At 57.9% G+C, this 21,299-nt stretch carries 22 protein-coding genes; 16 read left to right on the forward strand and 6 right to left on the reverse strand.

What is annotated here, in order from left to right:
- The first annotated feature begins 147 nt into the window (after positions 1–147).
- The 5 genes from RYC18_RS12110 (at position 148) to RYC18_RS12130 (ending at position 8,250) form a co-directional block, all read left to right on the forward strand.
- Positions 148–2,361 (forward strand): cellulose biosynthesis cyclic di-GMP-binding regulatory protein BcsB, encoded by a 2,214-nt coding sequence (locus tag RYC18_RS12110; protein WP_316886163.1) that lies wholly within the window; start codon positions 148–150, stop codon positions 2,359–2,361.
- A 12-nt stretch (positions 2,362–2,373) separates the two neighbouring features.
- Positions 2,374–4,494, forward strand: a complete 2,121-nt coding sequence (locus RYC18_RS12115; protein WP_005746047.1) for a glycosyl transferase family protein — start codon at positions 2,374–2,376, stop codon at positions 4,492–4,494.
- Complete coding sequence (locus RYC18_RS12120; RefSeq protein WP_005746050.1) at positions 4,491–6,461, forward strand: NfrA family protein; 1,971 nt, start codon at positions 4,491–4,493, stop codon at positions 6,459–6,461. Before RYC18_RS12115 ends, RYC18_RS12120 begins: the two co-directional genes overlap by 4 nt.
- A 31-nt stretch (positions 6,462–6,492) precedes the next feature.
- Positions 6,493–7,365, forward strand: a complete 873-nt coding sequence (locus RYC18_RS12125) for a hypothetical protein (RefSeq protein WP_002552222.1) — start codon at positions 6,493–6,495, stop codon at positions 7,363–7,365.
- A gap of 81 nt (positions 7,366–7,446) precedes the next feature.
- Positions 7,447–8,250, forward strand: coding sequence for a SirB1 family protein (locus tag RYC18_RS12130; protein ID WP_005746051.1), 804 nt, complete (start codon positions 7,447–7,449; stop codon positions 8,248–8,250).
- 212 nt (positions 8,251–8,462) lie between these two features.
- Here the strand turns inward: RYC18_RS12130 and RYC18_RS12135 are convergent, their stop codons facing one another.
- The 3 genes from RYC18_RS12135 to RYC18_RS12145 form a co-directional block, all read right to left on the reverse strand.
- The gene (locus tag RYC18_RS12135; protein ID WP_004658362.1) at positions 8,463–9,008 is read right to left on the reverse strand and encodes a hypothetical protein; all 546 of its coding nucleotides are present in this window, start codon (positions 9,006–9,008) and stop codon (positions 8,463–8,465) included.
- 223 nt (positions 9,009–9,231) lie between these two features.
- A complete protein-coding gene (locus tag RYC18_RS12140) occupies positions 9,232–10,143 on the reverse strand; it encodes an SDR family oxidoreductase (protein WP_316886164.1) in 912 nt (303 codons plus the stop codon).
- 111 nt (positions 10,144–10,254) lie between these two features.
- The gene (locus RYC18_RS12145; RefSeq protein WP_002552219.1) at positions 10,255–10,707 is read right to left on the reverse strand and encodes a flavodoxin; all 453 of its coding nucleotides are present in this window, start codon (positions 10,705–10,707) and stop codon (positions 10,255–10,257) included.
- Between the two features lie 209 nt (positions 10,708–10,916).
- Between RYC18_RS12145 and RYC18_RS12150 the strand changes: the two genes are divergently transcribed.
- The 7 genes from RYC18_RS12150 (at position 10,917) to RYC18_RS12180 (ending at position 14,814) form a co-directional block, all read left to right on the forward strand.
- Positions 10,917–11,522, forward strand: a complete 606-nt coding sequence (locus RYC18_RS12150) for a hypothetical protein (protein ID WP_002552218.1) — start codon at positions 10,917–10,919, stop codon at positions 11,520–11,522.
- A 151-nt stretch (positions 11,523–11,673) separates the two neighbouring features.
- Entirely contained in the window at positions 11,674–12,240 is a 567-nt protein-coding gene (locus tag RYC18_RS12155; protein WP_003346204.1) for an antibiotic biosynthesis monooxygenase, read from the forward strand.
- 233 nt (positions 12,241–12,473) lie between these two features.
- On the forward strand, positions 12,474–13,184 hold the full coding sequence (gene folM / locus RYC18_RS12160; RefSeq protein WP_005746054.1) for a dihydromonapterin reductase: 711 nt from the start codon (positions 12,474–12,476) through the stop codon (positions 13,182–13,184).
- A 21-nt stretch (positions 13,185–13,205) separates the two neighbouring features.
- Positions 13,206–13,769, forward strand: coding sequence for a GTP cyclohydrolase I FolE (gene folE, locus RYC18_RS12165; protein WP_004659974.1), 564 nt, complete (start codon positions 13,206–13,208; stop codon positions 13,767–13,769).
- Positions 13,769–14,140, forward strand: a complete 372-nt coding sequence (gene folX / locus RYC18_RS12170) for a dihydroneopterin triphosphate 2'-epimerase (protein WP_002552214.1) — start codon at positions 13,769–13,771, stop codon at positions 14,138–14,140. Before folE ends, folX begins: the two co-directional genes overlap by 1 nt.
- Before the next feature lie 43 nt (positions 14,141–14,183).
- The gene (locus RYC18_RS12175; protein ID WP_002552213.1) at positions 14,184–14,480 is read left to right on the forward strand and encodes a DUF1244 domain-containing protein; all 297 of its coding nucleotides are present in this window, start codon (positions 14,184–14,186) and stop codon (positions 14,478–14,480) included.
- Positions 14,473–14,814 carry a HopJ type III effector protein gene (locus tag RYC18_RS12180; protein ID WP_005733208.1) on the forward strand — a complete coding sequence of 114 codons (342 nt, stop codon included), beginning with the start codon at positions 14,473–14,475 and terminating at the stop codon, positions 14,812–14,814. Before RYC18_RS12175 ends, RYC18_RS12180 begins: the two co-directional genes overlap by 8 nt.
- Positions 14,815–14,881: 67 nt before the next feature.
- Here the strand turns inward: RYC18_RS12180 and trxB are convergent, their stop codons facing one another.
- Positions 14,882–15,844, reverse strand: a complete 963-nt coding sequence (gene trxB / locus RYC18_RS12185; RefSeq protein ID WP_004659967.1) for a thioredoxin-disulfide reductase — start codon at positions 15,842–15,844, stop codon at positions 14,882–14,884.
- A 367-nt stretch (positions 15,845–16,211) separates the two neighbouring features.
- On the opposite strand from trxB, the gene cysZ reads away from it, so the two are divergent.
- Both cysZ and RYC18_RS12195 read left to right on the forward strand, forming a co-directional pair.
- Positions 16,212–16,973, forward strand: a complete 762-nt coding sequence (gene cysZ, locus RYC18_RS12190; protein ID WP_029240951.1) for a sulfate transporter CysZ — start codon at positions 16,212–16,214, stop codon at positions 16,971–16,973.
- A 182-nt stretch (positions 16,974–17,155) separates the two neighbouring features.
- On the forward strand, positions 17,156–17,500 hold the full coding sequence (locus RYC18_RS12195) for a hypothetical protein (protein WP_004659963.1): 345 nt from the start codon (positions 17,156–17,158) through the stop codon (positions 17,498–17,500).
- A gap of 97 nt (positions 17,501–17,597) precedes the next feature.
- On the opposite strand, the gene RYC18_RS12200 is transcribed toward RYC18_RS12195, so the two are convergent.
- Complete coding sequence (locus RYC18_RS12200; protein WP_316886211.1) at positions 17,598–18,194, reverse strand: hypothetical protein; 597 nt, start codon at positions 18,192–18,194, stop codon at positions 17,598–17,600.
- Positions 18,195–18,514: 320 nt separating this feature from the next.
- Between RYC18_RS12200 and RYC18_RS12205 the strand changes: the two genes are divergently transcribed.
- Together RYC18_RS12205 and RYC18_RS12210 are read left to right on the forward strand one after the other, a co-directional pair.
- Entirely contained in the window at positions 18,515–18,814 is a 300-nt protein-coding gene (locus RYC18_RS12205) for a hypothetical protein (RefSeq protein ID WP_005746185.1), read from the forward strand.
- Positions 18,815–18,894: 80 nt separating this feature from the next.
- The gene (locus RYC18_RS12210; protein ID WP_005746186.1) at positions 18,895–20,115 is read left to right on the forward strand and encodes a glycosyltransferase family 4 protein; all 1,221 of its coding nucleotides are present in this window, start codon (positions 18,895–18,897) and stop codon (positions 20,113–20,115) included.
- Here RYC18_RS12210 and RYC18_RS12215 read toward each other — a convergent pair.
- Positions 20,084–21,187, reverse strand: a complete 1,104-nt coding sequence (locus tag RYC18_RS12215; RefSeq protein ID WP_005746187.1) for an NADH:flavin oxidoreductase — start codon at positions 21,185–21,187, stop codon at positions 20,084–20,086. The genes RYC18_RS12210 and RYC18_RS12215 overlap by 32 nt on opposite strands.
- Positions 21,188–21,299 lie beyond the last annotated feature (112 nt).

The raw sequence follows: 21,299 nt of genomic DNA on the forward strand, positions 1-21,299 counted from the left end.
CGCAAACGAATACCAAACATATCCGCAGGAAGCAGTCCGCAAACGATACGGGCACCCGGTTCAGACCGAGTGCCCGAAAAACGTTGTAGCAGACCGGCAGCCTGTATCAAGACCCAATGGCCTTGAGCCTTTACCGAGATCTGCACAATGAAATCTTCCGTTGCCGTAAACATGGGCACGCTGAACGTCCTTGCCTGCGGGATGAGCCTGCTGGCTCTGATGCCAGCGTTTGCCCTGGCTGCCGAAAGCCCGTTGACCCAGGCGATCAACCGAATCACCGCCGACAGTCGTCAGGAGCGAGTGATCGAGCTGAGGGAGCTGGGCATTGATCGCCCGATCATTCTCAATGCCACTGATGCGCGCCGTGAACTTTACCTGCCAGTGCCCGCCGATGTGCCGCTGACGGATGCGACGCTGAATTTTGACGCCAGCTATCTGAATGGCGAAGCAGGCCGCAACACGCTGCTACTGTCGCTGGACGGTTATCCGGTGCGCGCGCTGGGCCTCAACGAAGAACAGGGTAATGCCAGCGCCGTACTGGGCGTCGACAAGGCAGCCCGGGAAAGCGGCTCGGTGCGCCTGGGCATTGCCTGGTCCTCTGTGATCTCGAAAGTGCTCTGCGAAGACGAACGCGCCATCGGCAATGTGCTGCGCATCGATCCGCACACGCGCCTGACTTACGGCTATGACGCCAGCCAGTTGCAGGATGTGGGTGCAGCGTGGAACGCGCTGCCCGGCAAACCTGGCCTGTTGGTCGCACCCGGCACCTTGTCGAGCGCCAGCTACGACGCCGCCTGGCGTCTGGGCGTAGCGCTGGAACGCATCGGTAAACAGGCACGCATCCTGCCGTTTCCTGCCGTGCAGGACAGCGTGGACCTGAGCGGCCTGACTATTCCAGCGGAACTCAAGCAGATTCCGGCGTTTGCAGGGCTCGAAGGCAAGGGCCAGTACACCCTGCGCGACCCGGCGGAAATCGGTGCATTGTTGATGCTTGGCCAGACACCTGCGTTGCAGGCCGACCTGGCGATCAGCGATCCGCAACTGCTCAAGGCAATCGACGACGCTCTGAACGCCCTTCAGGCACAGGTACAAGGACTTGACGCAACCGCCGCCGCCGCACTGGGCCAGTGGCGCGAACGTCATATCAAGCAACCGCTCGCCAATAGCACCGAGGACGTGAGTCTGGCCCTGCTGGGCAACCGCGCGCTGCTGATGATCAAGCCGGAGTCGGCGAACAAGGCCATCGGCCTGTTCAGTTCGGCTTGGAACAAACTGGCGCGCAATCGCCAGTTGACCATCGGTGAAGAAACCGCGATGCCGCTCAGCGAAGACGGTCGCGTTGCGCTGACGCGCCTGGGCGGCAAGCCCGGCACTGTGGATGTGCTGGCTAAAACCGATTGGAGCGCCTCGTTCCCGCTGGGCAGCGTGGCCTATGACGGGCGCGTACCGGTAACTGCGATGATTGATGTCGCTGCGGCCCCCGGTGCATCCGGAACGCCACCGGTTGCGACGCTGTTTCTCAATGACTACCTGATTGGTGCGATGCAACTGACTGCCGATGGCAAGAAAGAGCGCATCGAAGCAAGAATTCCGCAATATGCACTGGCAGCGCAGAACACCTTGCGCGTCTCGTTCCAGCGTCAGCCGGTCAGCAACCAGTGCCTGGAGACGCCGCAGGCGTTCCCGATCTCGGTATTGCCGACCAGCCATGTGGTGCTGGACAAGATCACTCCCGACGAAAACTTCTCGGGCATGGCGGCACGCTTCGCTACGGACACCCAGATAATGGTGCCCAAGGCCTATCTCGAGCGCCCGGCCAGCAGCCTGCCTCAAGTGATCCGCGTCGCCAGCGCTTCCGGTGTCTCGCCGTTGCGTGCGCAACTCAGCGTCAGCGATGACGCCAGCGTAGCCGTGACGCCCGCCAAAGCGTTTCTGGCGTTCGAACTGCCAGTCAAGGATGGCGCCGAGTCGGTCAAGGCCAGCAACGACGGCCATCTGCTGATCAATCACAAAGAGCAGACGCTGCTCGACCTCAAAACCCTCAACCACCTGGCCTCGCTGCAAGTGATCGACGCGGGCGGCCAGCACGGTATGGTCTATCGCACGCTTGGAGGTCAGGCCCCGGTTTTCGAGCGCCCACTGCTGCTGGAGCGCGGCAACGCCACGCTGCTGGCTGACAACGGCCCGATCGCCACCTTTGACGCCAAGGACCCGACCGGCAGCCAAATGATCGAGGACGAGCAAAGCACTGGCCTCGACGCCTGGCGCAAACCATCGCTGCTGTGGCTGATTCCGGCTGGCATCGTACTCTTTCTCATCCTGTTGCTGGCTGGCCGTAGCGCCCGTCGCAATCGCTCGTAACGGGCCGCCGCAATGACGTCGCTCTATTGGCCTTACTGGCTGGCCCATTACTACAGCGTGCTGGAAGTCGCGACGATCGTTGTCGGGCTGATTATCCTGGTATCGAGTATCGATGACCTGTTCATCGATATCTGGTACTGGGCCAGACGGCTGTACCGCAAGTTCACCGCCGAACGTCGCTACCGGCCACTGACTGCCGAGCAGTTGATTGCCCGCGACGAGCAGCCGCTGGCGATCATGGTCCCGGCCTGGCTGGAATACGACGTCATCGCGCCGATGATCGAAAATATGGTGTCGACGCTCGATTACCAGAACTACGTAGTGTTCGTCGGCACCTACATCAACGACCAGCGCACCATCGATGAAGTGGAGCGCATGCGTCGTCGTTACAAGCAATTGCACCGCGTGGAGGTGCCGCACGCCGGCCCGACCTGCAAGGCCGACTGCCTGAACTGGGTCATACAGGCGATTTTTCTGTATGAGAAAACCCACGCTGTACAGTTTGCCGGGACCATCCTGCACGACAGCGAAGATGTACTGCACCCGCTTGAACTGCGCCTGTTCAATTACCTGCTGCCACGCAAGGACATGATCCAGTTACCGGTCGTGTCGCTGGAACGCAACTGGTACGAATGGGTGGCCGGCACCTACATGGACGAGTTTGCCGAATGGCACGGCAAGGATCTGGTGGTACGCGAAAGCATGACTGACACCGTGCCTTCGGCGGGCGTCGGCACCTGTTTCTCGCGACGTGCACTGATGGTGCTGGCCGATGAAAACCAGAACCAGCCCTTCAATACCGAAAGCCTGACCGAGGACTACGACGTCGGCGCGCGATTGGCTAAGTACGGTATGCAAGCGATCTTCGTACGCTTTCCGGTGCAATTTCGGGTGCTGCGCAAGTCCTGGTTCCGCAAGCCTTATGAGTCGACGCTGGAAATGCCGCTGTGCGTGCGCGAATTCTTCCCGGACACCTTCCGCACCGCCTTTCGCCAAAAGGCGCGCTGGACGTTGGGTATCGGCTTGCAAGGCTGGGAGCAAATGGGCTGGACTGGCTCGTTGGCCAACCGTTACCTGCTGTTTCGGGACCGCAAGGGCGTAGTGACTTCGTTCGTCAGCATCCTCGCTTATTTTATCCTCATTCAATTGCTGGCCTTGATTGTGCTGCGCTCCAGCGGACTGTGGAACACCAGCTTTCCGACCCCATTTGAAACCACAGGTCTGATTCAGTACCTGCTGGTGGCCAACGGCATCGCGTTGCTGTGGCGGATCCTGCACCGCTGCTACTTCACTACCGTGCTTTACGGCTGGCAGCACGGCTTGCTGTCCATACCACGCATGGTGGTCGGCAACTTCGTCAACTTCATGGCTGCAGCGCGCGCCTGGCGCATGTTTCTGGTAGGCAAGGTGCTCAACCGCAAGCTGGTCTGGGACAAGACCATGCATGACTTTCCGTCTTCCGACCTGATTGCCGTAGCGCCCCGCCGCCTGGGTAGCGTGCTGCTGTCCTGGCAAGCCATCAACGATGAAAAACTGCAGACCGCACTGGCTGAACAACAGACCCGTCAGCTGCCGCTGGGCAGGATTTTGCTTAGCCACGGCTGGCTCGACGATGAAACCCTGGCTGAGGCCATCGCTTTTCAGAACGACCTGCCACGGGTATTCGACATTGCCGGCAAACGTGCGACAAACGATGTGCTGGCCGATGAGTTCTGCCTGCGCTGGCGTGTCGTGCCGTTGCAAATGAATGCGCTGGGTCGCCAGGAAATTGCCGTGGCCAGCCCGCTGCCGCCTGACGGTCTGCAACAGATTACCGAGCAACTGGGTGCCGAGCCGGTGCAGTTGATTGCCCGTGAAAGCGACATCGTCGCGCAGTTGCGTCAGCTTCAGGTGGTCGAGGGTCAGCCGCTTCCAGCCAAAGCGCCACTGCTCGGCGATCTGCTGATCGAGCAAGGCCTGCTGGACCGCGAAGTGTTTCAGAAAGCCATGCTCGGCTACCGCCCGCATGTGCATGGCCGGATCGGCGATTACCTGGTCGACATCGGCGTGCTGTCCAGAGAAACCATCGAACAGGCTGTGGCACGTCAGCACAACCATTACCGATCTGACGATCAAACGGAGCAGCCACTATGAAGCGCCCCTTCATCCTGTCGCTGCTAGTGAGCGGCCTGGGTCTTGTTGCACCGCTCAGCCAAGCGGAAACACTGCCCCTGCCGTTGACCGGACCCGCCTACGCCATCGCCAACGAAGCCTACATGGCCTACAACCGCAAGGACTACGACCTGGCCATCGCCAAGGCGCGCGAAGCGTTGCGCCAGCGTGCGGATGCCGATCAGTTGCGCGATCTGATTGCCCTGGCCGAACGCGACAAATACCGACGAGATCACCCTCAGCGCTTCCCCAAGGCTCGCCCAAAACCGGGCTATCTGGAGGGCAATCAGGCGCTGCGCGCGTATGCCAATCGCGACTACGACGGCTCGGCAAACCATGCGCGCAAGGCCATCGCACAGGCACCGAAAAATCTTGATTACCGCATGATGCTGATCGAGGCGCTGCAACGTCAGCAGCGTCTCGACGAAGCACAGCTGGCCATCAACGATGCAGAGCAGGCAGTCGGTCCACAGCCGGTTTTGACTCGTCGTCGGCAAGCGATTCAGGAACAGGCAGCAGTCGATAAGGCAGCCTCGGGTTATAAGGCACTGGCACGCGGAGATAACGACACCGCTGTCAGCGAGGCGCGGGAGGCTGTTCGCAGTTTTCCGAAACAGATGGCTTACCGCAAGCTGCTGGTCAGCGCCCTGATTGCTCAGGGGCAATATGCCGAAGCGCGCTCTGCGGCTACCGAAGCACTGGCGCTCAATGGCAACGACGCCACCCTGCTCGTCCAGCGCGGACAAATGCGTCAACGCCTGGGCGATCAGGACGGTGCGCGTCAGGACTTCGCTCAGGCACTCGCCGTGGGTAATCTGCCCCTGCGCGAGCAAGCTTCCTTGTACGCAGCGATGGGCCAGCCGAGCGAGGCGCTGCAACGTCTGCAGAAAGCTCGCGATGCGGGCGAACTGCAACCCGGCGATGAAGTGCAGATTGCCTATTTCCTCAGCCAAGCGGGCGACGATCGTGGCGCGCTTGACGAGTTCAAACGGGTCGACCGCAGCTCCGGCCTCAAGCCGCGTGAAGTTCAGGACGCAGCCTACAGCGCCATGCGTACACCGGACGATGCACAGGCCATCGCCTACTTCAAACGCGTGCTCGACTATCAAAAGGCCGGTGATTTGCAGATGCCGGCGCAACAGGTGTTCGACACCCGGCGCGCCGTTTCCGATCTGTCCCGTGAATGGGGTTTGACCAACACCACGACGTATCGTGGTGCCAGCACCAGCAGCGGCAGCGGCCTGAACAGCGCACCGAGCAGCAACACTGACAGTGTGCAGAACAGCACCGAAGTGTTCTGGCGCCCATTGGGCTACCGCAATGCACGCTTCGTCGAACTTTACGGGCGCGTGACCGACACGTTGTGGAGCAAGGACGGCGACTCCGACACCGGCGCGGATGCATTGCAGGGAGCGCTGGGGATCAGGGTCAAACCGTTCAGCGCAGTCAACGTGATCGGCGCCTTCGAACGCACCTTTCCGTTGGGTAATTCCAACGCCGATGGCGACTGGCTGGTACGTCTGGGCTACGGCTCCAGCATCGGTACTGACTTGCGTGTCGACGTGCCCAGTTGGTGGACCTCGCAGCTGTATGCTGAAGGTGGGCGTTATTTGCAGGACAAGCGCAACTATTTCAACAGTGAATGGCAGGTCGGACGCAGCTTTCGTCTGGACAGCATCAGCCCCAGGCTGGTGGTGTTTCCACATGTGGTCGCCGCAGTGGACTACGATTCAAAGATGCGTAGCGAAGTCGACAGCCTGGGCCGCAGCAGTACGTCATCCGGTAACGCTGGCGGGCTGGGTGTTGGTACCGGCGTACGCTACTGGTTTCGCGAGGACACGTACAAGGCGCCACAGTCGTATGTCGACTTCTCGGTGCAATACCGCGAGAAAGTCTTTGGCGACGACCGCGCAGAAGGCGTGTTCGCACGTATGACATTCTCGTGGTGACAATCGCGAGTCATCCATCAGGGAGTAATGTTTGAAGGCTTTGGCCGCACTGCTACGACAGACAATATTGATCAAGACCTCGCTGGCAGCCGCCCTGGTAGGTGCGCTGACCCTCGCCTCCAGCGAGCTGTATCAACTGATACAGCCCAGCGGACCGGGAATTGTCGGCATCGTCTGGCAACCGGATAACGCAACGGTGGGCATAAGCGGCAATTGGGACAAACTCGGCGCACGGCAATTGCTTGTGCAGTGGACGGCGGTCGATGACCAGTCGTTCATACCAGGTACTCAGATGACCAACGTGCCGGTGCTGCCGGACTGGGCGCGGATCGCCAAGGAGCCTTGGGCGCAGGAGGTGATTCTCGGGCTGGCGGGGTACTTCAGCGAAAACCGCTCACGGGACAATATCGAACAGTTGGCGGTGCTTTCGGCACAGCTGGCCAAAGTGAAAACGCCGCTCAATGTCACCGGCTGGTACTTCCCGGCCGAGGTCGACCCCAGCTGGAGTCGTGCCAAGGAATTACCCGCGCTGCTGGCGAAGCTGCCCAGGCCGTTATGGATCAGCGTCTACGATGGTGCCAACATCGGCCCCGCCGCCACTGCGGACTGGCTGAAAACCTGGCTGCCGGACGATATCGGCGTGTTCTTTCAGGACGGTGTGGGTGTCTATGCGCGCACTGCTCCGGTTGCCCGAACCTACGCAGACGCGTTACGTAAACGGCTGGGCAAAAATCGCGTCAGAATCATCGTCGAAGCGTTTCGCCCGCAAGTGGGTGGAGGTTTCCGACCGGCGACGGCTGCCGAACTGAAACCGCAAATAGCGGCTTTCGATGGCTATCCGCTGTACCTGTTCGACGGTCCGCACTATGTGACGCCCGACTTGATAAAAGCTCTGAACAAGTAGAAACAACTGGCGCTGGACGAAATTCCCGCGCGGGGCTACAAAGAGTCTTCCTACTGGATTTTCAGTTGCACGGAGCGGTCGATGACTCCACGTCAGCATTGCCTGGCCTGCCTGCAACAGACACCGCCCTCGGTGTTTGAAGCAGCGCTATGGGTGTCGAGCGAGCATGACGCACACTTTGCCCGGCATGCGGTGATCAGTGACATGGACCAGTTACAGCGCCAGATCGACGCTGCGCTGCCGGTCCTGCCTGCCCCCGAACTCGCGCAACCGCTTTTGCGACAACTCAATGCACTGGGTTTTCAGCAAGATGACTGGAACCCGCCCAAACCCGACTCGGCGCTGCTGCACAAGGTTGTGCAGCAGCGTCGCGGCCAGCCATTGGGGCTGGCACTGATCGCGCTGGAGATAGCACGGCGGCTGGAGATTGCGCTGGAGGGCGTGAACTTTCCAGGCCACTTTCTGCTGCGTGTGCCAGGTGCCGATCATTTGCTCGACCCCTGCAGCGGGCGCAGGCTTTACCCCAGAGACTGCCGCGAGCTGTTGATCCGGCAATTCGGCCCGACCATGCAATTGCGCGCCGAACACATGACACGCGCCACACCCACCAGCATGCTGCAGCGATTGTCGCGTAACCTGCGGCATCTGCATCAGATCAACGATGATTTTCTCGCTGCGCTCAAAGACGCCGACCGCATCGTCGAACTGGGCCAGGCTACCAGCGGAGATCACCTGGCCCGTGCCAGCCTGTATCAACTCCTTGAATGCCCGCAGGCCGAACGTTTCGACCTGGAACGCGCGCTGTTGCTCAGCGAAGACCCACTGCAACGAATCGAGCTTGCCAAGCGCCTGAGTCGGTTGCCAGCGAACCACAGCGTTCATTGAGCCACTGGCACACTCCCCGCGAATTGTTACCTGCCGGGTAATGCTGCATATCCTGTACGGGGATTTTTCAGAACAGTGATGGCGGGTAACCTGCGCCCGTTAAATCGACGTGGATTTGCAAGCTCCCTTGATCCTGCGTTTTGTTTGGCCGCTGCGTGGCTATCCATGCAGCGGCCTTTTTTATTGCCAGACGTTTTAGTATCAAGACACCCTCACGCTTTGGCGTTTGGTGTTTTTTTGACCAGCCCCTTGTTTTCCATATCCTTGATCTTGCGCATCTCGTAACTGTCGCCAGACTCGGCAAACGTTTGAAGATTCTGCATGATATGAATCGTGCGAATGTAATCAGGCAATAACACTTTGGCGTACGGGTCTCCGCTCATTGCCTTTTCTTTCATTTCAATGATCCGATTGGCAAAGAACTCCAGCGCATTGATTTCCTTGCTCGGGTCGACCAGCTTGCCTTTCTTGTCGAACTCATCGCCCGCTCGACTCATGAGTTCGGCCGTATGATTGTCGATCATCCCGAACTTGTACAAGATCATTCCTGCCCTGTTGAGATCCTTGGGCGTAATCTGTTCGGGGTTGAAACCCTTGAACAGTGGCTTCATCCTGCGTTTTTCCATCGCCAGCGAGTTGAGCGCAACGGCGTTCTCACCGACCTCCTGCAACACTTGACTGACCTGCGCTGCGGCCTTCTTGAGCTTGAGTCTTTCAGGCGGCGCAGCAACAGTGACCGGTGGCAGGTCACCCCACATTGTTCTTCCCACGTGATACTCCCTATATGAATGTGTTCAAACTTCATATCGGAGTAAAAGCTGCTTAATGAATAGTTGTACAGAAATCCATACCAAACCTACAAAGCCAAAAGACAGTTCTTACAGAACACGGTAAAAATTCCGATAAATAATTAACCAGTTATAAAGTCGTGCACCAAACAGAGACTTCTTTTCCAAAGCCGCCGCATATCTCAGAACCTGCTTAATTAGCGTATTTTTGCAGATTGGCCATCATTTCTTTCAACGCCTCGATATTGTCGGCGGGGTGCGCGGCTTGATCGAAATCACCAATCGTCTGCCATTGTGCAGCAACCTCCTCCGGGCTGAAGCCCGCCTGTGGGTCGAAGCATGCTCCCTGACTGCGCTCCCAACGGACCTTGCCGATCCAGCCGCCGCCCACTTCAAACAGATCGCCACTGTCCTGACACTGTTCGCTGCCCAGATACACCACCAACGGGCTGATCAGTTCAGGTTTGAGCAGCTCGAATACGTTGGCAGGAATAAGCCCCTCGGTCATGCGCGTGCCCCCGGTCGGGGCTATGGCGTTGACGAAAATCCGGTGCTTGCGGCCTTCCAGCGCGAGGGTGCGAGTCAGTCCGTAAAGCCCGAGCTTGGCGGTTGCGTAATTGGATTGGCCGAAATTGCCATAGATGCCGGATGTCGATGAAGTGAAAATCACCCGCCCGTAGTTCTGCTCACGCAGGTATGGCCAGGCGGCATGTGTGACCTTATAGGCGCCCTCGACATGGACGCGGTAAACCAGGTCCCAGTCGGCGTCCTCCATTTTGGCGAAGGTCTTGTCGCGCAGGATGCCAGCGTTGTTGACCAGCACATCTATGCGACCGAAGGCATCGAGCGCGTGTTGCACTATGCGCCCGCCGTCGGTCACCGAGTCATGGTTGGCCACAGCGGTGCCACCGGCTTCACGAATCTCGGCTACAACGCGATCAGCAGCAGAAGCACTGGCCCCTTCGCCATGGGCAGAGCCGCCCAGGTCGTTGACCACTACTCGCGCGCCGTGCTTTGCAAACAGCAGCGCATGAGCCCTTCCCAGTCCGCCTCCTGCGCCCGTCACAATCACGACTTTATCTTCAAAACGCACTGACTCACTCATCGCAGGCTCCAGGATCAAAGGAAACGTTGCGATGAGTGTCGTCCAGGCACCTGCGAGTCACAATCAACACTCGCAGTGCTGAATCATGCTCAATAAAGCAGCGGGATGATTTCAGCCCAGGTGTTTGATGAACGCTGCCAGCCAAGGCTCGGCGTCGGTTTCCGGGGTCACGCTTTCACTTCCGTCCAGACGCAGCATGTCCTGCACTTCATTCACACCCAGTTCAGCGAACAATTCACGCATCTGCTCGCCGCCTGCACAGAAGGTGTCGCCGTAGCTGGCATCACCCAATGCGATCACACCACCCGGCAAGCCACGCAGTTGGCCAGGCAAAAGATCACGAAGCTCTGAATAGAGAGGCATGAGGTTGTCGGGCAGCTCCCCCATCCCGGTGGTCGACGTCACCGCAAGGATGGCCTGAGGCTCGAAAGCCAGCACATCAGGCAACGCGAGCCTAGGGTTGACGAGTGTTTCGTGACCAGCGGCACGCAACAGTGCAGAGGCGTGTCTGGCAACTTCTTCGGCCGATCCGTAAACCGTTCCACACACGATGGCAACTTTCATGGCTATTCCTGCAGCAGCTGAAAAAAAGTGAAACATTATGCCCTAGAATGCCATCTGAATTTTCTACGGACCCTTTTGCCTTTGGCCGGCACGGAAAAAGCACAGCCAAGTTGAAACATTAAAATGGAAAAATATGATGAGCGGTCCGAACAACTTGCGGAATCAATGGTCTTTGTTCTCAATAACCGGTCAGACCGAGCTTTCCGCCAATGCAACCTGATTCTCTCCTCACACAGGCTGAACTGGATTTTATCCAGAGCATGCAGCGCAATCCGAAGCTGAACGTGCGCGACAGCACGCGTAGCCTTCTGGTCAATGGCGGGGTTCAGATTCAGGATCTGCTGACACGTCTGGCTGCTCATGAGCAGGTCACGATCCATGCGCAGTTCGAAAACCAGCAGATGAATTTCCCTCTGCATCTGGTCGAGGACGAATTCCATGCGCTGCATCTGGAACTGGGCGCACCGAGTATTTTCGAGGAAGGCCCGAAGATTCGCCCCTGGCGGCTCGTGCTTGAAGAGCCAATCCCGCTTGAGACCGAAAAGGGTGCATTGACGGCGCTCTGGGTTCACGAGCTGTCGTTCAAGGGGGTGCTGCTTGAGTACCGCAAGGAAGGCAAGCTGCCGAGAAACTTTTCCGCCTGGTTCAACCCGCCAGGTCAGGCCCCTATTCCAATGCGCGGCAAGCTGGAGCGAATGACCGAACACAGTTTCGGCGCCTATCACTTCAGCAAGCATGGCAAGGACGACGCCGAGCGCTTGCGTCAGTACATCCTCCAAGAGCATCGCCGCAAGCACCCTTCCCTGCACAAGTAATCAGCCAACACCGCAAAGCTCTACCGGTCCGTCAGCGTTTCAGGAATAATCCTTGCTTGCTTTTCAAGTGAAGCTGTCGCGACCCACCACCCCGGATCGCGGCATGTGACCTCCCTACCCGGGAATCTCACGCCTCTACCGGAGATACACAATGTCTACCTCACCCGTCACCTTGATGGTCGCCCGCCGCGTGGCACAGGGTCGTTACCATGAAATGATGGCCTGGCTGCACGAAGGCGAACAGTTGGCCACGGATTTCCCGGGGTATCTGGGTTCCGGCGTGCTGGCGCCTCCGCCTGGCGATGATGAATTTCAGATCATTTTCCGCTTTACCGATGAGCACACCATGCACGCTTGGGAGCATTCCGCCTCCAGACGCTCCTGGCTGGTGCGCGGCAGCGGTCTTTTCGCGCAACCCTCGGAACATCGCGTCAGTGGTATTGATGGCTGGTTCGGCGCAATCGATCAGCGCCCGCCACGCTGGAAACAGGCTGTCGCGATCTGGCTGGCGTTTTTTCCCGTGTCACTGATCTTCAATTTCCTGCTTGGCCCGCTGCTCAATCATCTGGACCTGTTGCCGCGCATCATGATCAGTACAGCGGTGCTTACCCCGCTGATGGTCTACCTGTTCATTCCCCTGTCCACGCGCCTGCTTGCCCCCTGGCTGCAAAGCACCCCTGCACCGGCACGCCCGACGCAATCACCTTCCCCTCGCTAGACTCATAAAGACCTGTACACCTTTACACCTCGGTACAGGTCTTGGTCGCGTCCCAGCCCCGCTCGTTCCCTCAGCCTCCACGTGCTCAGCGCCTTCGAGCACTGCCTCGGCGAGTTTCATGATGTCCAGGGTTGTACAAAAAAAATCTCTGGTATAACTTTGCCTGTAAACCGGAAGGAGCAATCGACCGTACAATCCCCGTCCACTGTGGATAACCGATACGTGAGCTGTCGATGACATTATCTTCTGCACCGATTCTGATCACCGGAGCCAGCCAGCGCGTAGGCCTGCATTGCGCCTTGCGACTGCTTGAGCATGGGCATCGGGTTATCATCAGTTATCGCACTGAACACGCAAGCGTGACGGAACTGCGCCAGGCCGGAGCGGTGGCCCTCTACGGCGATTTTTCGTGCGAAACCGGGATCATGGCGTTCATTGATCTACTGAAAACCCAGACTTCAAGCCTGCGTGCCGTTGTACACAATGCATCCGAGTGGCTGGCAGAAACCCCGGGCGAGGAAGCGGATAACTTCACGCGTATGTTCAGCGTACATATGCTGGCACCCTACCTGATCAATCTGCACTGTGAGCAGTTGCTGACCGCCAGTGAAGTCGCTGACATCGTGCATATCAGCGATGACGTGACCCGCAAGGGCAGCAGCAAGCACATCGCCTACTGTGCAACCAAGGCCGGCCTGGAAAGCCTGACGCTGTCCTTCGCTGCCCGGTTCGCCCCTCTTGTCAAAGTCAACGGCATAGCACCGGCGCTGTTGATGTTTCAACCCAAGGACGATGCGGCCTACCGCGCCAACGCCCTGGCCAAATCAGCTCTGGGCATAGAGCCTGGTGCAGAAGTGATCTACCAGAGCCTGCGTTACCTTCTGGACAGCACCTATGTCACCGGCACAACACTGACCGTAAACGGCGGACGGCACGTCAAGTAAGCCGCCCCGAGGAACATTCTGATGAGTTCGTCCCTGCCCCAGCACTATCGAGACATTCTGCTCGGCCTTGGTGAAGATCCAGACCGCGAAGGCCTTCTGGACACCCCGAAACGCGCTTCCAAAGCGATGCAGTATCTGTGTCACGGCTACACCCAGAGCGTCGACGAAATCGTCAATGGCGCCCTGTTCGCATCCGACAATGATGAGATGGTCATTGTCCAGAATATCGAGCTGTATTCACTCTGCGAGCACCACCTGTTGCCATTCATAGGCAAGGCGCATGTGGCTTATATCCCTACCGGCAAAGTGCTGGGCCTGTCGAAGATCGCGCGCATTGTGGACATGTTTGCCCGCCGCCTGCAGATTCAGGAAAATCTGACCAAGCAGATTGCCGATGCCATTCAGCAAGTCACGGGGGCGGCAGGTGTAGCCGTGGTCATTGAGGCAAAGCACATGTGCATGATGATGCGCGGTGTCGAAAAACAGAATTCGACCATGAACACTTCAGTGATGCTGGGGGCCTTCCGTGACTCGAGCACCACCCGCATGGAGTTTCTGCAATTGATCGGACGGAGCAGACAATAATGGCAAGACTCGAACCTGGCACCGCGCGCATCCGGGTCAAGGACCTGCGCCTGCGCACATATATCGGTATCAACGAAGACGAAATCGTCAACAAGCAGGATGTGCTGATCAATCTGACGATTCTCTACGCCGCACAGGAAGCCGTTCGCGACAACGACATCGAGCATGCTCTCAACTATCGCACCATCACCAAGGCCATCATTCAGCATGTCGAGGGCAACCGCTTCGCTCTGCTGGAAAGACTGACGCAGGAAGTGCTGGACCTGGTGATGAGCCACAAGGCCGTGACCTACGCAGAAGTGGAAGTCGACAAGCCGCATGCGCTGCGCTTTGCCGAATCGGTATCGATCACGCTCGCCGGTCAACGCTGAAACTCTTATCATGACGCGAACCGTCTATTGAAAAGAGCCCGTCATGACCGAGCAAGAACGCCTCGAACTCGAAGCTGCAGCCTTCCGTCGCCTGGTCGCGCATCTGGACAGCCGCAAGGATGTCCAGAACATCGACCTGATGAACCTGTCCGGTTTCTGCCGTAACTGCCTGTCCAAGTGGTACAAGGCCGCCGCCGATGAAAAGCACATCGACATCAGCCTCGATGATGCTCGCGAGGTGGTTTACGGCATGCCGTACAGCGAGTGGAAAGCCCAATACCAGAAAGAAGCAAACGCCGAACAACAGGCAGCGTTCGCCAAGGAACCCAAACATGACTGATCTGAACTCCCTGCGCACCAGCCTGCGCAGCGGCGAGCATGTGTTCGCTGATACCCTGGCCTTTATCGCAGAAGGTTACGATTATCAGCCTCAGCCGTTCAGAAACGGCGCCGTCGACAATGCTGCCGGGCAAAACGAAGGGTCTTGCAAGACGCTAGGTCTGGCATTGCTGGAAGGTTTGAGCGATGAAGAGGCACTGTTGGCATTTGGCGAGCACTACCGCTCGGTGCAAGCCACACCTGAAGGCAGCGACCACGGCAATATCCGTGCGCTGATCGAGTATGGGCTGGCAGGTGTGAAATTCGAAGGCGAGCCGCTCAAGCGCAAGGCTTGAGCTGACAGGTTCTCGTGCCAACGCATTGGCACGAGAACCTGGTTGCAGAGGCCTGGAGGGACGCCAATCAGAACGTGGCGTTTGCCAGACCGTCCAGATAACGCTCGACGTCCAGTGCCGCCATGCAACCTGCACCAGCCGAGGTGATAGCCTGACGGTATACGTGGTCAGCCACATCACCGGCCGCGAATACACCTTCAACGCTGGTAGCAGTCGCATTGCCTTCACGGCCACCGTGCACAACCATGTAGCCATCTTTCAAAGCCAGTTGCCCTTCGAACAGCGAGGTGTTCGGCGTGTGGCCGATGGCGATGAATACGCCGTCGACTTTCAGCTCGTCACTGGTCCCGTCATTGTTCTTCAGACGCGCACCGGTCACGCCCATGTTGTCACCCAATACCTCGTCCAGCGTGGCATTGAGCTTGAGCTCAATCTTGCCTTCGGCGACACGTGCGTGCAGCTTGTCGATCAGGATCTTCTCGGCGCGAAAGGTTTCGCGACGGTGAACCAGAGTCACCTTGCTGGCGATGTTGGCCAGATACAGCGCTTCTTCCACCGCCGTGTTACCGCCACCGACTACCGCGACTTCACGGTTGCGGTAAAAGAAGCCATCGCATGTGGCGCAGGCAGAAACCCCCTTGCCCATGAACGCTTCTTCCGAAGGCAGGCCCAGGTAACGGGCGCTGGCACCGGTGGCGATGATCAGTGCATCGCAGGTGTAGGTTGCGCTATCGCCCTGAAGGCTGAACGGCTTGCCGGCCAGATCAACGGAGTTGATGTGGTCGAAGACGATTTCAGTCTCGAAACGCTCGGCATGCTCACGCATACGCTCCATCAGCGCCGGACCGGTCAGGCCATGGGGGTCGCCCGGCCAGTTGTCGACTTCAGTGGTGGTGGTCAACTGACCACCAGCCTGCATGCCGGTGATCAGCAGAGGCTTGAGGTTGGCGCGGGCGGCGTAAACCGCAGCGCTGTAACCGGCAGGGCCGGAACCGAGAATGATCACTCGGGAATGACGTACGTCTGACATGACACACTCCTGTCGACCGACTGTTCAAGCCGCAATCGAAACAGCTGGATAAAAAAGGACCGCCGAAACACTTGGGGAAGTGCCATTCACTCGGCGGATCCTGAAAGTTCTGACTCCTGAGACAGGTCCTGAAATTGGTGCCAAGCCTATCGGGGTAGCAAAGGTTAAGGAAATATCGTTTCACAATCCACCCCATAGGTCACTTCTATAGGGTGACTGACCGACAGCAGTGTACTCGCGCGAACATCCGGCCCCGGCAAGCGCGTTCAGGGCTTGAGGAATGGTGCTGAGCGCCGACAGCCATCAACTCTTTCATGGCTATCACAAAGCCGGTAAGGTCACGCCTTTCAAGCACCTGGAGACTGCCATGCCCGCGCCCGCCCTTACCGGCCCGCAATACCTCAGAGAAGGACTGAACCTGGTTCTCAGTCCTGGTTTGCGATTGTTCGTCCTGCTGCCCTTGAGCATCAATGTGGTGTTGTTCTGCGGCCTGATCTATCTGGCGGTGCACCAGTTCGAGCTGTGGGTCGACACCTTCATGCCTACGCTCCCTCACTGGCTGAGCTTTCTCAGCTATATCCTCTGGCCGCTGTTCGTGGTGCTGGTCCTGCTGATGGTGTTTTTCACCTTCACCGTGGTCGCCAACATCATCGCCGCGCCGTTTAACGGGTTTCTCTCCGAAAAAGTCGAAGCCGTGGTTCGTGGCGTGGACGATTCACCGGATTTCAGCTGGGCCGAACTGGTGGCTATGGTGCCACGTACCCTGGCCCGCGAAGCCCGCAAGCTTGGCTATATGCTGCCGCGCATGCTCGGGCTGTTCATTCTGTCGTTCATCCCTGTGGCCAACATCATCGCCGCTCCGCTGTGGCTGTTGTTCGGCGTCTGGATGATGGCGATCCAGTACATTGACTACCCCGCCGACAACCACAAACTAGGCTGGAACGAAATGCTCGGCTGGCTGAAAAGCAAGCGCTGGCAAAGCCTGAGCTTCGGCGGCATTGTCTACGTCGCCTTGCTGATACCAGTGGTCAACCTGCTGATGATGCCCGCCGCAGTGGCCGGAGCAACGCTGTTCTGGGTGCGCGAGCGCGGGGCGGATGCGTTGCCGGTGACGCAGGCACGGGGCTGAACCCCGAAACATTGCCGGGCCGCGCAACACGGCCCGGACTATCTGAAAAAAATCACTCGCTATATATATTTACCGCACAAGGCTCTTTCGACTGAGGCTCAATAGAGCCTCAACCAACCCGTTCATGTGAAGTCTGCTTCCATCGAACATGCGACACATGAACTTAACAAGGAAGTTAAATCATGAATACTCCAGTAAACCCTGCAGCATTTGCCGCTGAAAACGCCACAGTCGAAGAAAAGATTCGTGCGTTTCTGGTCAGTGAACTGGCCGAATGGTCGATCAATCCGGACAACGTTTACATCAACGGCGTAAACAACCCGGAAGAACGTTTGGTCATCAGTTCCAGCTCCCTGACTGCCGAGGCAGCCAACCGTGTTTTCGAGAAAGACGCTCCGTCTTACTCTACTCGCACCGCAGGCTTGTTCACCGTGGCGTATTCGTATGCCGATGAACATCGCCTGGCTGCGCCAGACCTGGCCAAGGTAGGTGAAGTGATCGGCCAACTGGTCAATGACCTGGGCTGATTACTCTGATTGACTGGCTGAGTGACGACAAAGCCTGAAAGAGTGCCGAATAGATAATGGATGATCTGTTCGGCACTTCAATTGGCGTCAGTAGTATCTACGCTGCAGCAGACGCAGAGAGGTAGGTCGGTATACTCATCAACCAGATAGCACACCCGGCAAGAATCCATAGGCCATTGGCCCATGTCAATCTTGAGTTGGTACTTCCGTCTGGATCAAGCGCCGCGGCATTCATCTTCGACTGCACCAGCATTAAATTAAATGTTTGCGCAGTGGCCAGCAGAACCGCCCATACCAGCCAGCCGCCGACCGGTTTGAATTGCACATGCCCGGAAACACCTTGCGAAAGCACCATCCCCGCAATAGTCAACGCCAGCAACACCAGGCCGCTAATCGCCCAGTACGCCATGTGACCACGCCCCTGTCGCCGCAGACTTTTGTCCACAGTGCGAAATAGTGGAAAGGCGTAAATAACGGCGAAGATCACACGCGCAGCGGGCCACACCTTACTGCCTGAAAATTTCTTATTCAGCGACCAGTTTCGATAAAACCAGTGAATCGCGAAAAAGCCCGATGTCAAAAGATACAGAATGAAGAATTTCTTTAGAGACACGACATAAAATTCCGGACCTTTACTGCCCGCTTCATCTTTTTCCAGGCTGGCTTTCGGTGGCGCATACATTAAATCTGACATTTCATATCCCTTTGAAAAGAGAGCGGATGCTATCAGACGAATCAAAACCCTGCAAAAAATATAGCTATAAAGAAGCTTCCTACAAACAAAAACTTCAAGCCTTACAACCATGACCAAACTCGTCTATCTGACAGTCGGCAAGCGGTTGCCGCTAAAAAACAAACGTTGCCAGCGTTTCAAAAAATTTCATATAGGCCGTCTCTGTCGGCCAAAAAAATAACACCCTGCCCACTCGTCTCAAGCGTGTAGGACCAAACTAATATCTCAATATTGGCATTGCGCTTGCTCTGTTGCGTCTAGACAACAGGAGCCATAGAGCAATGGAAAACATCGTAAATACCGCAACAGTCAAACCCATTAACACCAACCGGCCTGCCGGTCTCGAAACACTCCCGCAATCGCGATCAGGCAGGTTTGCTCAGATATTGAGCCAGAGGGTCGAAGACCTTACAGCGGCCGAACCTGCAACTCTGGGCAAACATATCCAGCCCCGCTCGAACTTTTTTTTGGACAACATGAGCCTTGAGCAGCGCAGATCTGTGGTCGACGAAAAGGGATTTCTGCCGAGACCGGCAGCCATGGAGCGAATAGCAGACCCTCAGAATCACCGATTGAGATGAATCGGGGCGGTTGATGTGAAGCCACTTGAAGTTCACACAACCGCCACATAACCGAAATGTAACCAGCCGAAACTGCTCCCATGAGCAAAATTCTTAACGTCACCCTGATTACTGAAACCTTCATTCCCGAGATCAACGGCGTTGCCAATACCCTGGGGCGTCTTTGTGAAGGGTTGCGGTTGCGCGGGCACCGGGTCGAGCTGGTTCGGCCGCGCCAGAATGACGAGACCCATGCAGGTGCCGCAGAAGACCTGTTGCTGTGCCGGGGCTGGCCGATACCGGGCTATCCAGGGTTGCAATGGGGTCAGTCTTCGATGCACAAACTGCTGCGCCGCTGGCAGCGGCGTCGACCGGATGTGTTGTACATCGCCACTGAAGGCCCGCTGGGGCTGTCGGCGCTACGGGCAGCGCGGCGTCTGGGTATAGCGGTGATCAGTGGCTTTCACACCAACTTTCCACAGTACACGCAGCAATACGGCATGGGTTTTATCACCCGGCTGCTGACCCACTACCTGCGCTGGTTCCACAACCGCTCGCGCATGACGCTGGTGCCGAGCATCAGCCAGAAGATGGAACTGGAGCGGCGCGGCTTTGAAAGAATCGAGTTGTTGTCTCGCGGCGTGGACAGCCAGATGTTCAACCCGTCCAGACGTTCGCAGGCTCTGCGCGAAAGCTGGGGCCTGCAAGCGGGTGATATCGGCGTCATACACGTCGGCCGCCTGGCACCCGAGAAAAACCTGGGCCTGCTCAAAGCCAGCTTCGAAACACTCAAGGACAGTTACCCGCAACGTAATATCAAACTGATTGTTGTCGGCGATGGGCCTCAGCGCCAGCAGCTTGAGCAGCAGATTCCGGATGCGATCTTCTGCGGCACTCAACGCGGTGAAGTGCTGGCCATGCACTATGCCTCGGCAGATATGTTTCTGTTCCCCAGCCTGACCGAAACGTTCGGCAACGTGGTCCTTGAAGCGCTGGCCTCAGGGCTGGGTGTGGTTGCTTACGACGAAGCCGCTGCCGGGCAGCATATTCGTCATGGCCACAATGGGGCCTTGGCCATGCCGGGTGACGAGGCGGCGTTCATCGACGCAGCACGCTGGTTGCTGGAAGACAGCGAAACGTTGCGCCGGGTGCGCCTCAATGCCCGTCAACACGCCAGTCGCCAGGGCTGGACGGCGATCATCGATCAGTTCGAACGACAATTGCGTGAGGCCTGCCCGGGCGAAAAACCTGTAAATGCCAAAGAGACCAGGCAGGTGGCTACCAAGAAGATCAGACCAGTGTCGTCAGTGCCTCTCGACTGAATGGCAGGATGTCCTGCTCGCGTCCCTCACGCACTTTCAATGCCCAGTCCGGATCGACCAGCAAGGCACGTCCCACCGCAACCAGATCAAACTCGTCGTTGCCCAGCCGCTTCAGCAGATTTTCCAGGCTGGCCGGCTGTGCGACCTTATCGGTGTTGACCATGAACTGCAGAAACTCACCGTCCAGCCCGACACTGCCGACGGTAATGGTCGGTTTGCCGGTCAGTTTGCGCGTCCAGCCTGCGAGGTTCAGGTCAGAGCCTTCAAACTCGGGTTCCCAGAAACGACGCGTAGAGCAATGGAAGATATCCACTCCGGCGTCAGCCAGCGGTTGCAGGAATTCGCCCAGCGCCTCGGGCGTCTGCACCAGACGTGCGGTGTAATCCTGCTGTTTCCATTGTGAGAAACGGAAGATGATCGGATAGTCCGCCCCTACCGCGACGCGCACTGCCTTGATCAGCTCGATGGCAAACCGCGAACGGTTGGCCAGGCTGCCACCGTACTCGTCACTGCGCTGATTGCTGCCCTCCCAGAAGAACTGATCAATCAGATAACCGTGGGCCCCATGAATTTCGACACCGTCCATGCCAATCGCCTTGGCATCGACAGCAGCCTGAGCAAAAGCGGCCACAACATCATCAATGTCCTGTTTGCTCATGCCATGCACCAGCACTTGACCGTCCTTGACCTTCTCCATCGGCCCATAGGCAGGCACGCTACCGTCCGGCTCGGTACCGGGACGACGAACCGCACCTACGTGCCAGAGTTGCGGGACGATCTTGCCACCCTCTGCGTGCACCGCCTCAACAACCTTGCGCCAGCCCGCCAGTGGCGCATCACCAAAAAACTGCGGAACGTTCGGGTAGCCGTTGGAAGCCTTGTGGTTGACCGTCGTTCCTTCGGTGATAATCAGCCCGACACCTGCCGCCGCCCGACGCCGGTAGTACTCGATCACCTTTGAGTTGGGTACATGTCCCGGCGAGAACGAACGGGTCATGGGTGCCATCACCACCCGCGACGACAATTCCAGGCTGCCCAGACGGAAAGGCGTAAACAAGGCTTCTACCGACATGCGAAACTCCGGAAAAATGGTCGATTGCACTACGGCGACAAGCGCCGGATCAGGCGCGCAGAATATCGCTGGGCATCAGCGCTGGCCCAGTACTATTGATTTGGCTGATTTG

It is taken from the genome of Pseudomonas syringae group sp. 247E2 (assembly GCF_032587795.1).
Lineage (GTDB): Bacteria > Pseudomonadota > Gammaproteobacteria > Pseudomonadales > Pseudomonadaceae > Aquipseudomonas > Aquipseudomonas amygdali.

Excerpts from the sequence above, each read along its gene's own strand:
- RYC18_RS12130 (WP_005746051.1), top strand. The coding sequence starts at position 7,447 with ATGACTCCACGTCAGCATTGCCTGGCCTGCCTGCAACAGACACCGCCC.
- trxB (WP_004659967.1), bottom strand. The coding sequence starts at position 15,844 with ATGTCAGACGTACGTCATTCCCGAGTGATCATTCTCGGTTCCGGCCCT.
- folX (WP_002552214.1), top strand. The coding sequence starts at position 13,769 with ATGGCAAGACTCGAACCTGGCACCGCGCGCATCCGGGTCAAGGACCTG.
- RYC18_RS12175 (WP_002552213.1), top strand. The coding sequence starts at position 14,184 with ATGACCGAGCAAGAACGCCTCGAACTCGAAGCTGCAGCCTTCCGTCGC.
- RYC18_RS12110 (WP_316886163.1), top strand. The coding sequence starts at position 148 with ATGAAATCTTCCGTTGCCGTAAACATGGGCACGCTGAACGTCCTTGCC.
- RYC18_RS12155 (WP_003346204.1), top strand. The coding sequence starts at position 11,674 with ATGTCTACCTCACCCGTCACCTTGATGGTCGCCCGCCGCGTGGCACAG.
- RYC18_RS12215 (WP_005746187.1), bottom strand. The coding sequence starts at position 21,187 with ATGTCGGTAGAAGCCTTGTTTACGCCTTTCCGTCTGGGCAGCCTGGAA.
- RYC18_RS12140 (WP_316886164.1), bottom strand. The coding sequence starts at position 10,143 with ATGAGTGAGTCAGTGCGTTTTGAAGATAAAGTCGTGATTGTGACGGGC.
- RYC18_RS12180 (WP_005733208.1), top strand. The coding sequence starts at position 14,473 with ATGACTGATCTGAACTCCCTGCGCACCAGCCTGCGCAGCGGCGAGCAT.
- RYC18_RS12205 (WP_005746185.1), top strand. The coding sequence starts at position 18,515 with ATGGAAAACATCGTAAATACCGCAACAGTCAAACCCATTAACACCAAC.
- folE (WP_004659974.1), top strand. The coding sequence starts at position 13,206 with ATGAGTTCGTCCCTGCCCCAGCACTATCGAGACATTCTGCTCGGCCTT.
- RYC18_RS12150 (WP_002552218.1), top strand. The coding sequence starts at position 10,917 with ATGCAACCTGATTCTCTCCTCACACAGGCTGAACTGGATTTTATCCAG.
- RYC18_RS12135 (WP_004658362.1), bottom strand. The coding sequence starts at position 9,008 with ATGTGGGGTGACCTGCCACCGGTCACTGTTGCTGCGCCGCCTGAAAGA.
- RYC18_RS12200 (WP_316886211.1), bottom strand. The coding sequence starts at position 18,194 with ATGTCAGATTTAATGTATGCGCCACCGAAAGCCAGCCTGGAAAAAGAT.
- folM (WP_005746054.1), top strand. The coding sequence starts at position 12,474 with ATGACATTATCTTCTGCACCGATTCTGATCACCGGAGCCAGCCAGCGC.
- RYC18_RS12145 (WP_002552219.1), bottom strand. The coding sequence starts at position 10,707 with ATGAAAGTTGCCATCGTGTGTGGAACGGTTTACGGATCGGCCGAAGAA.
- RYC18_RS12210 (WP_005746186.1), top strand. The coding sequence starts at position 18,895 with ATGAGCAAAATTCTTAACGTCACCCTGATTACTGAAACCTTCATTCCC.
- RYC18_RS12115 (WP_005746047.1), top strand. The coding sequence starts at position 2,374 with ATGACGTCGCTCTATTGGCCTTACTGGCTGGCCCATTACTACAGCGTG.
- RYC18_RS12120 (WP_005746050.1), top strand. The coding sequence starts at position 4,491 with ATGAAGCGCCCCTTCATCCTGTCGCTGCTAGTGAGCGGCCTGGGTCTT.
- RYC18_RS12195 (WP_004659963.1), top strand. The coding sequence starts at position 17,156 with ATGAATACTCCAGTAAACCCTGCAGCATTTGCCGCTGAAAACGCCACA.
- cysZ (WP_029240951.1), top strand. The coding sequence starts at position 16,212 with ATGCCCGCGCCCGCCCTTACCGGCCCGCAATACCTCAGAGAAGGACTG.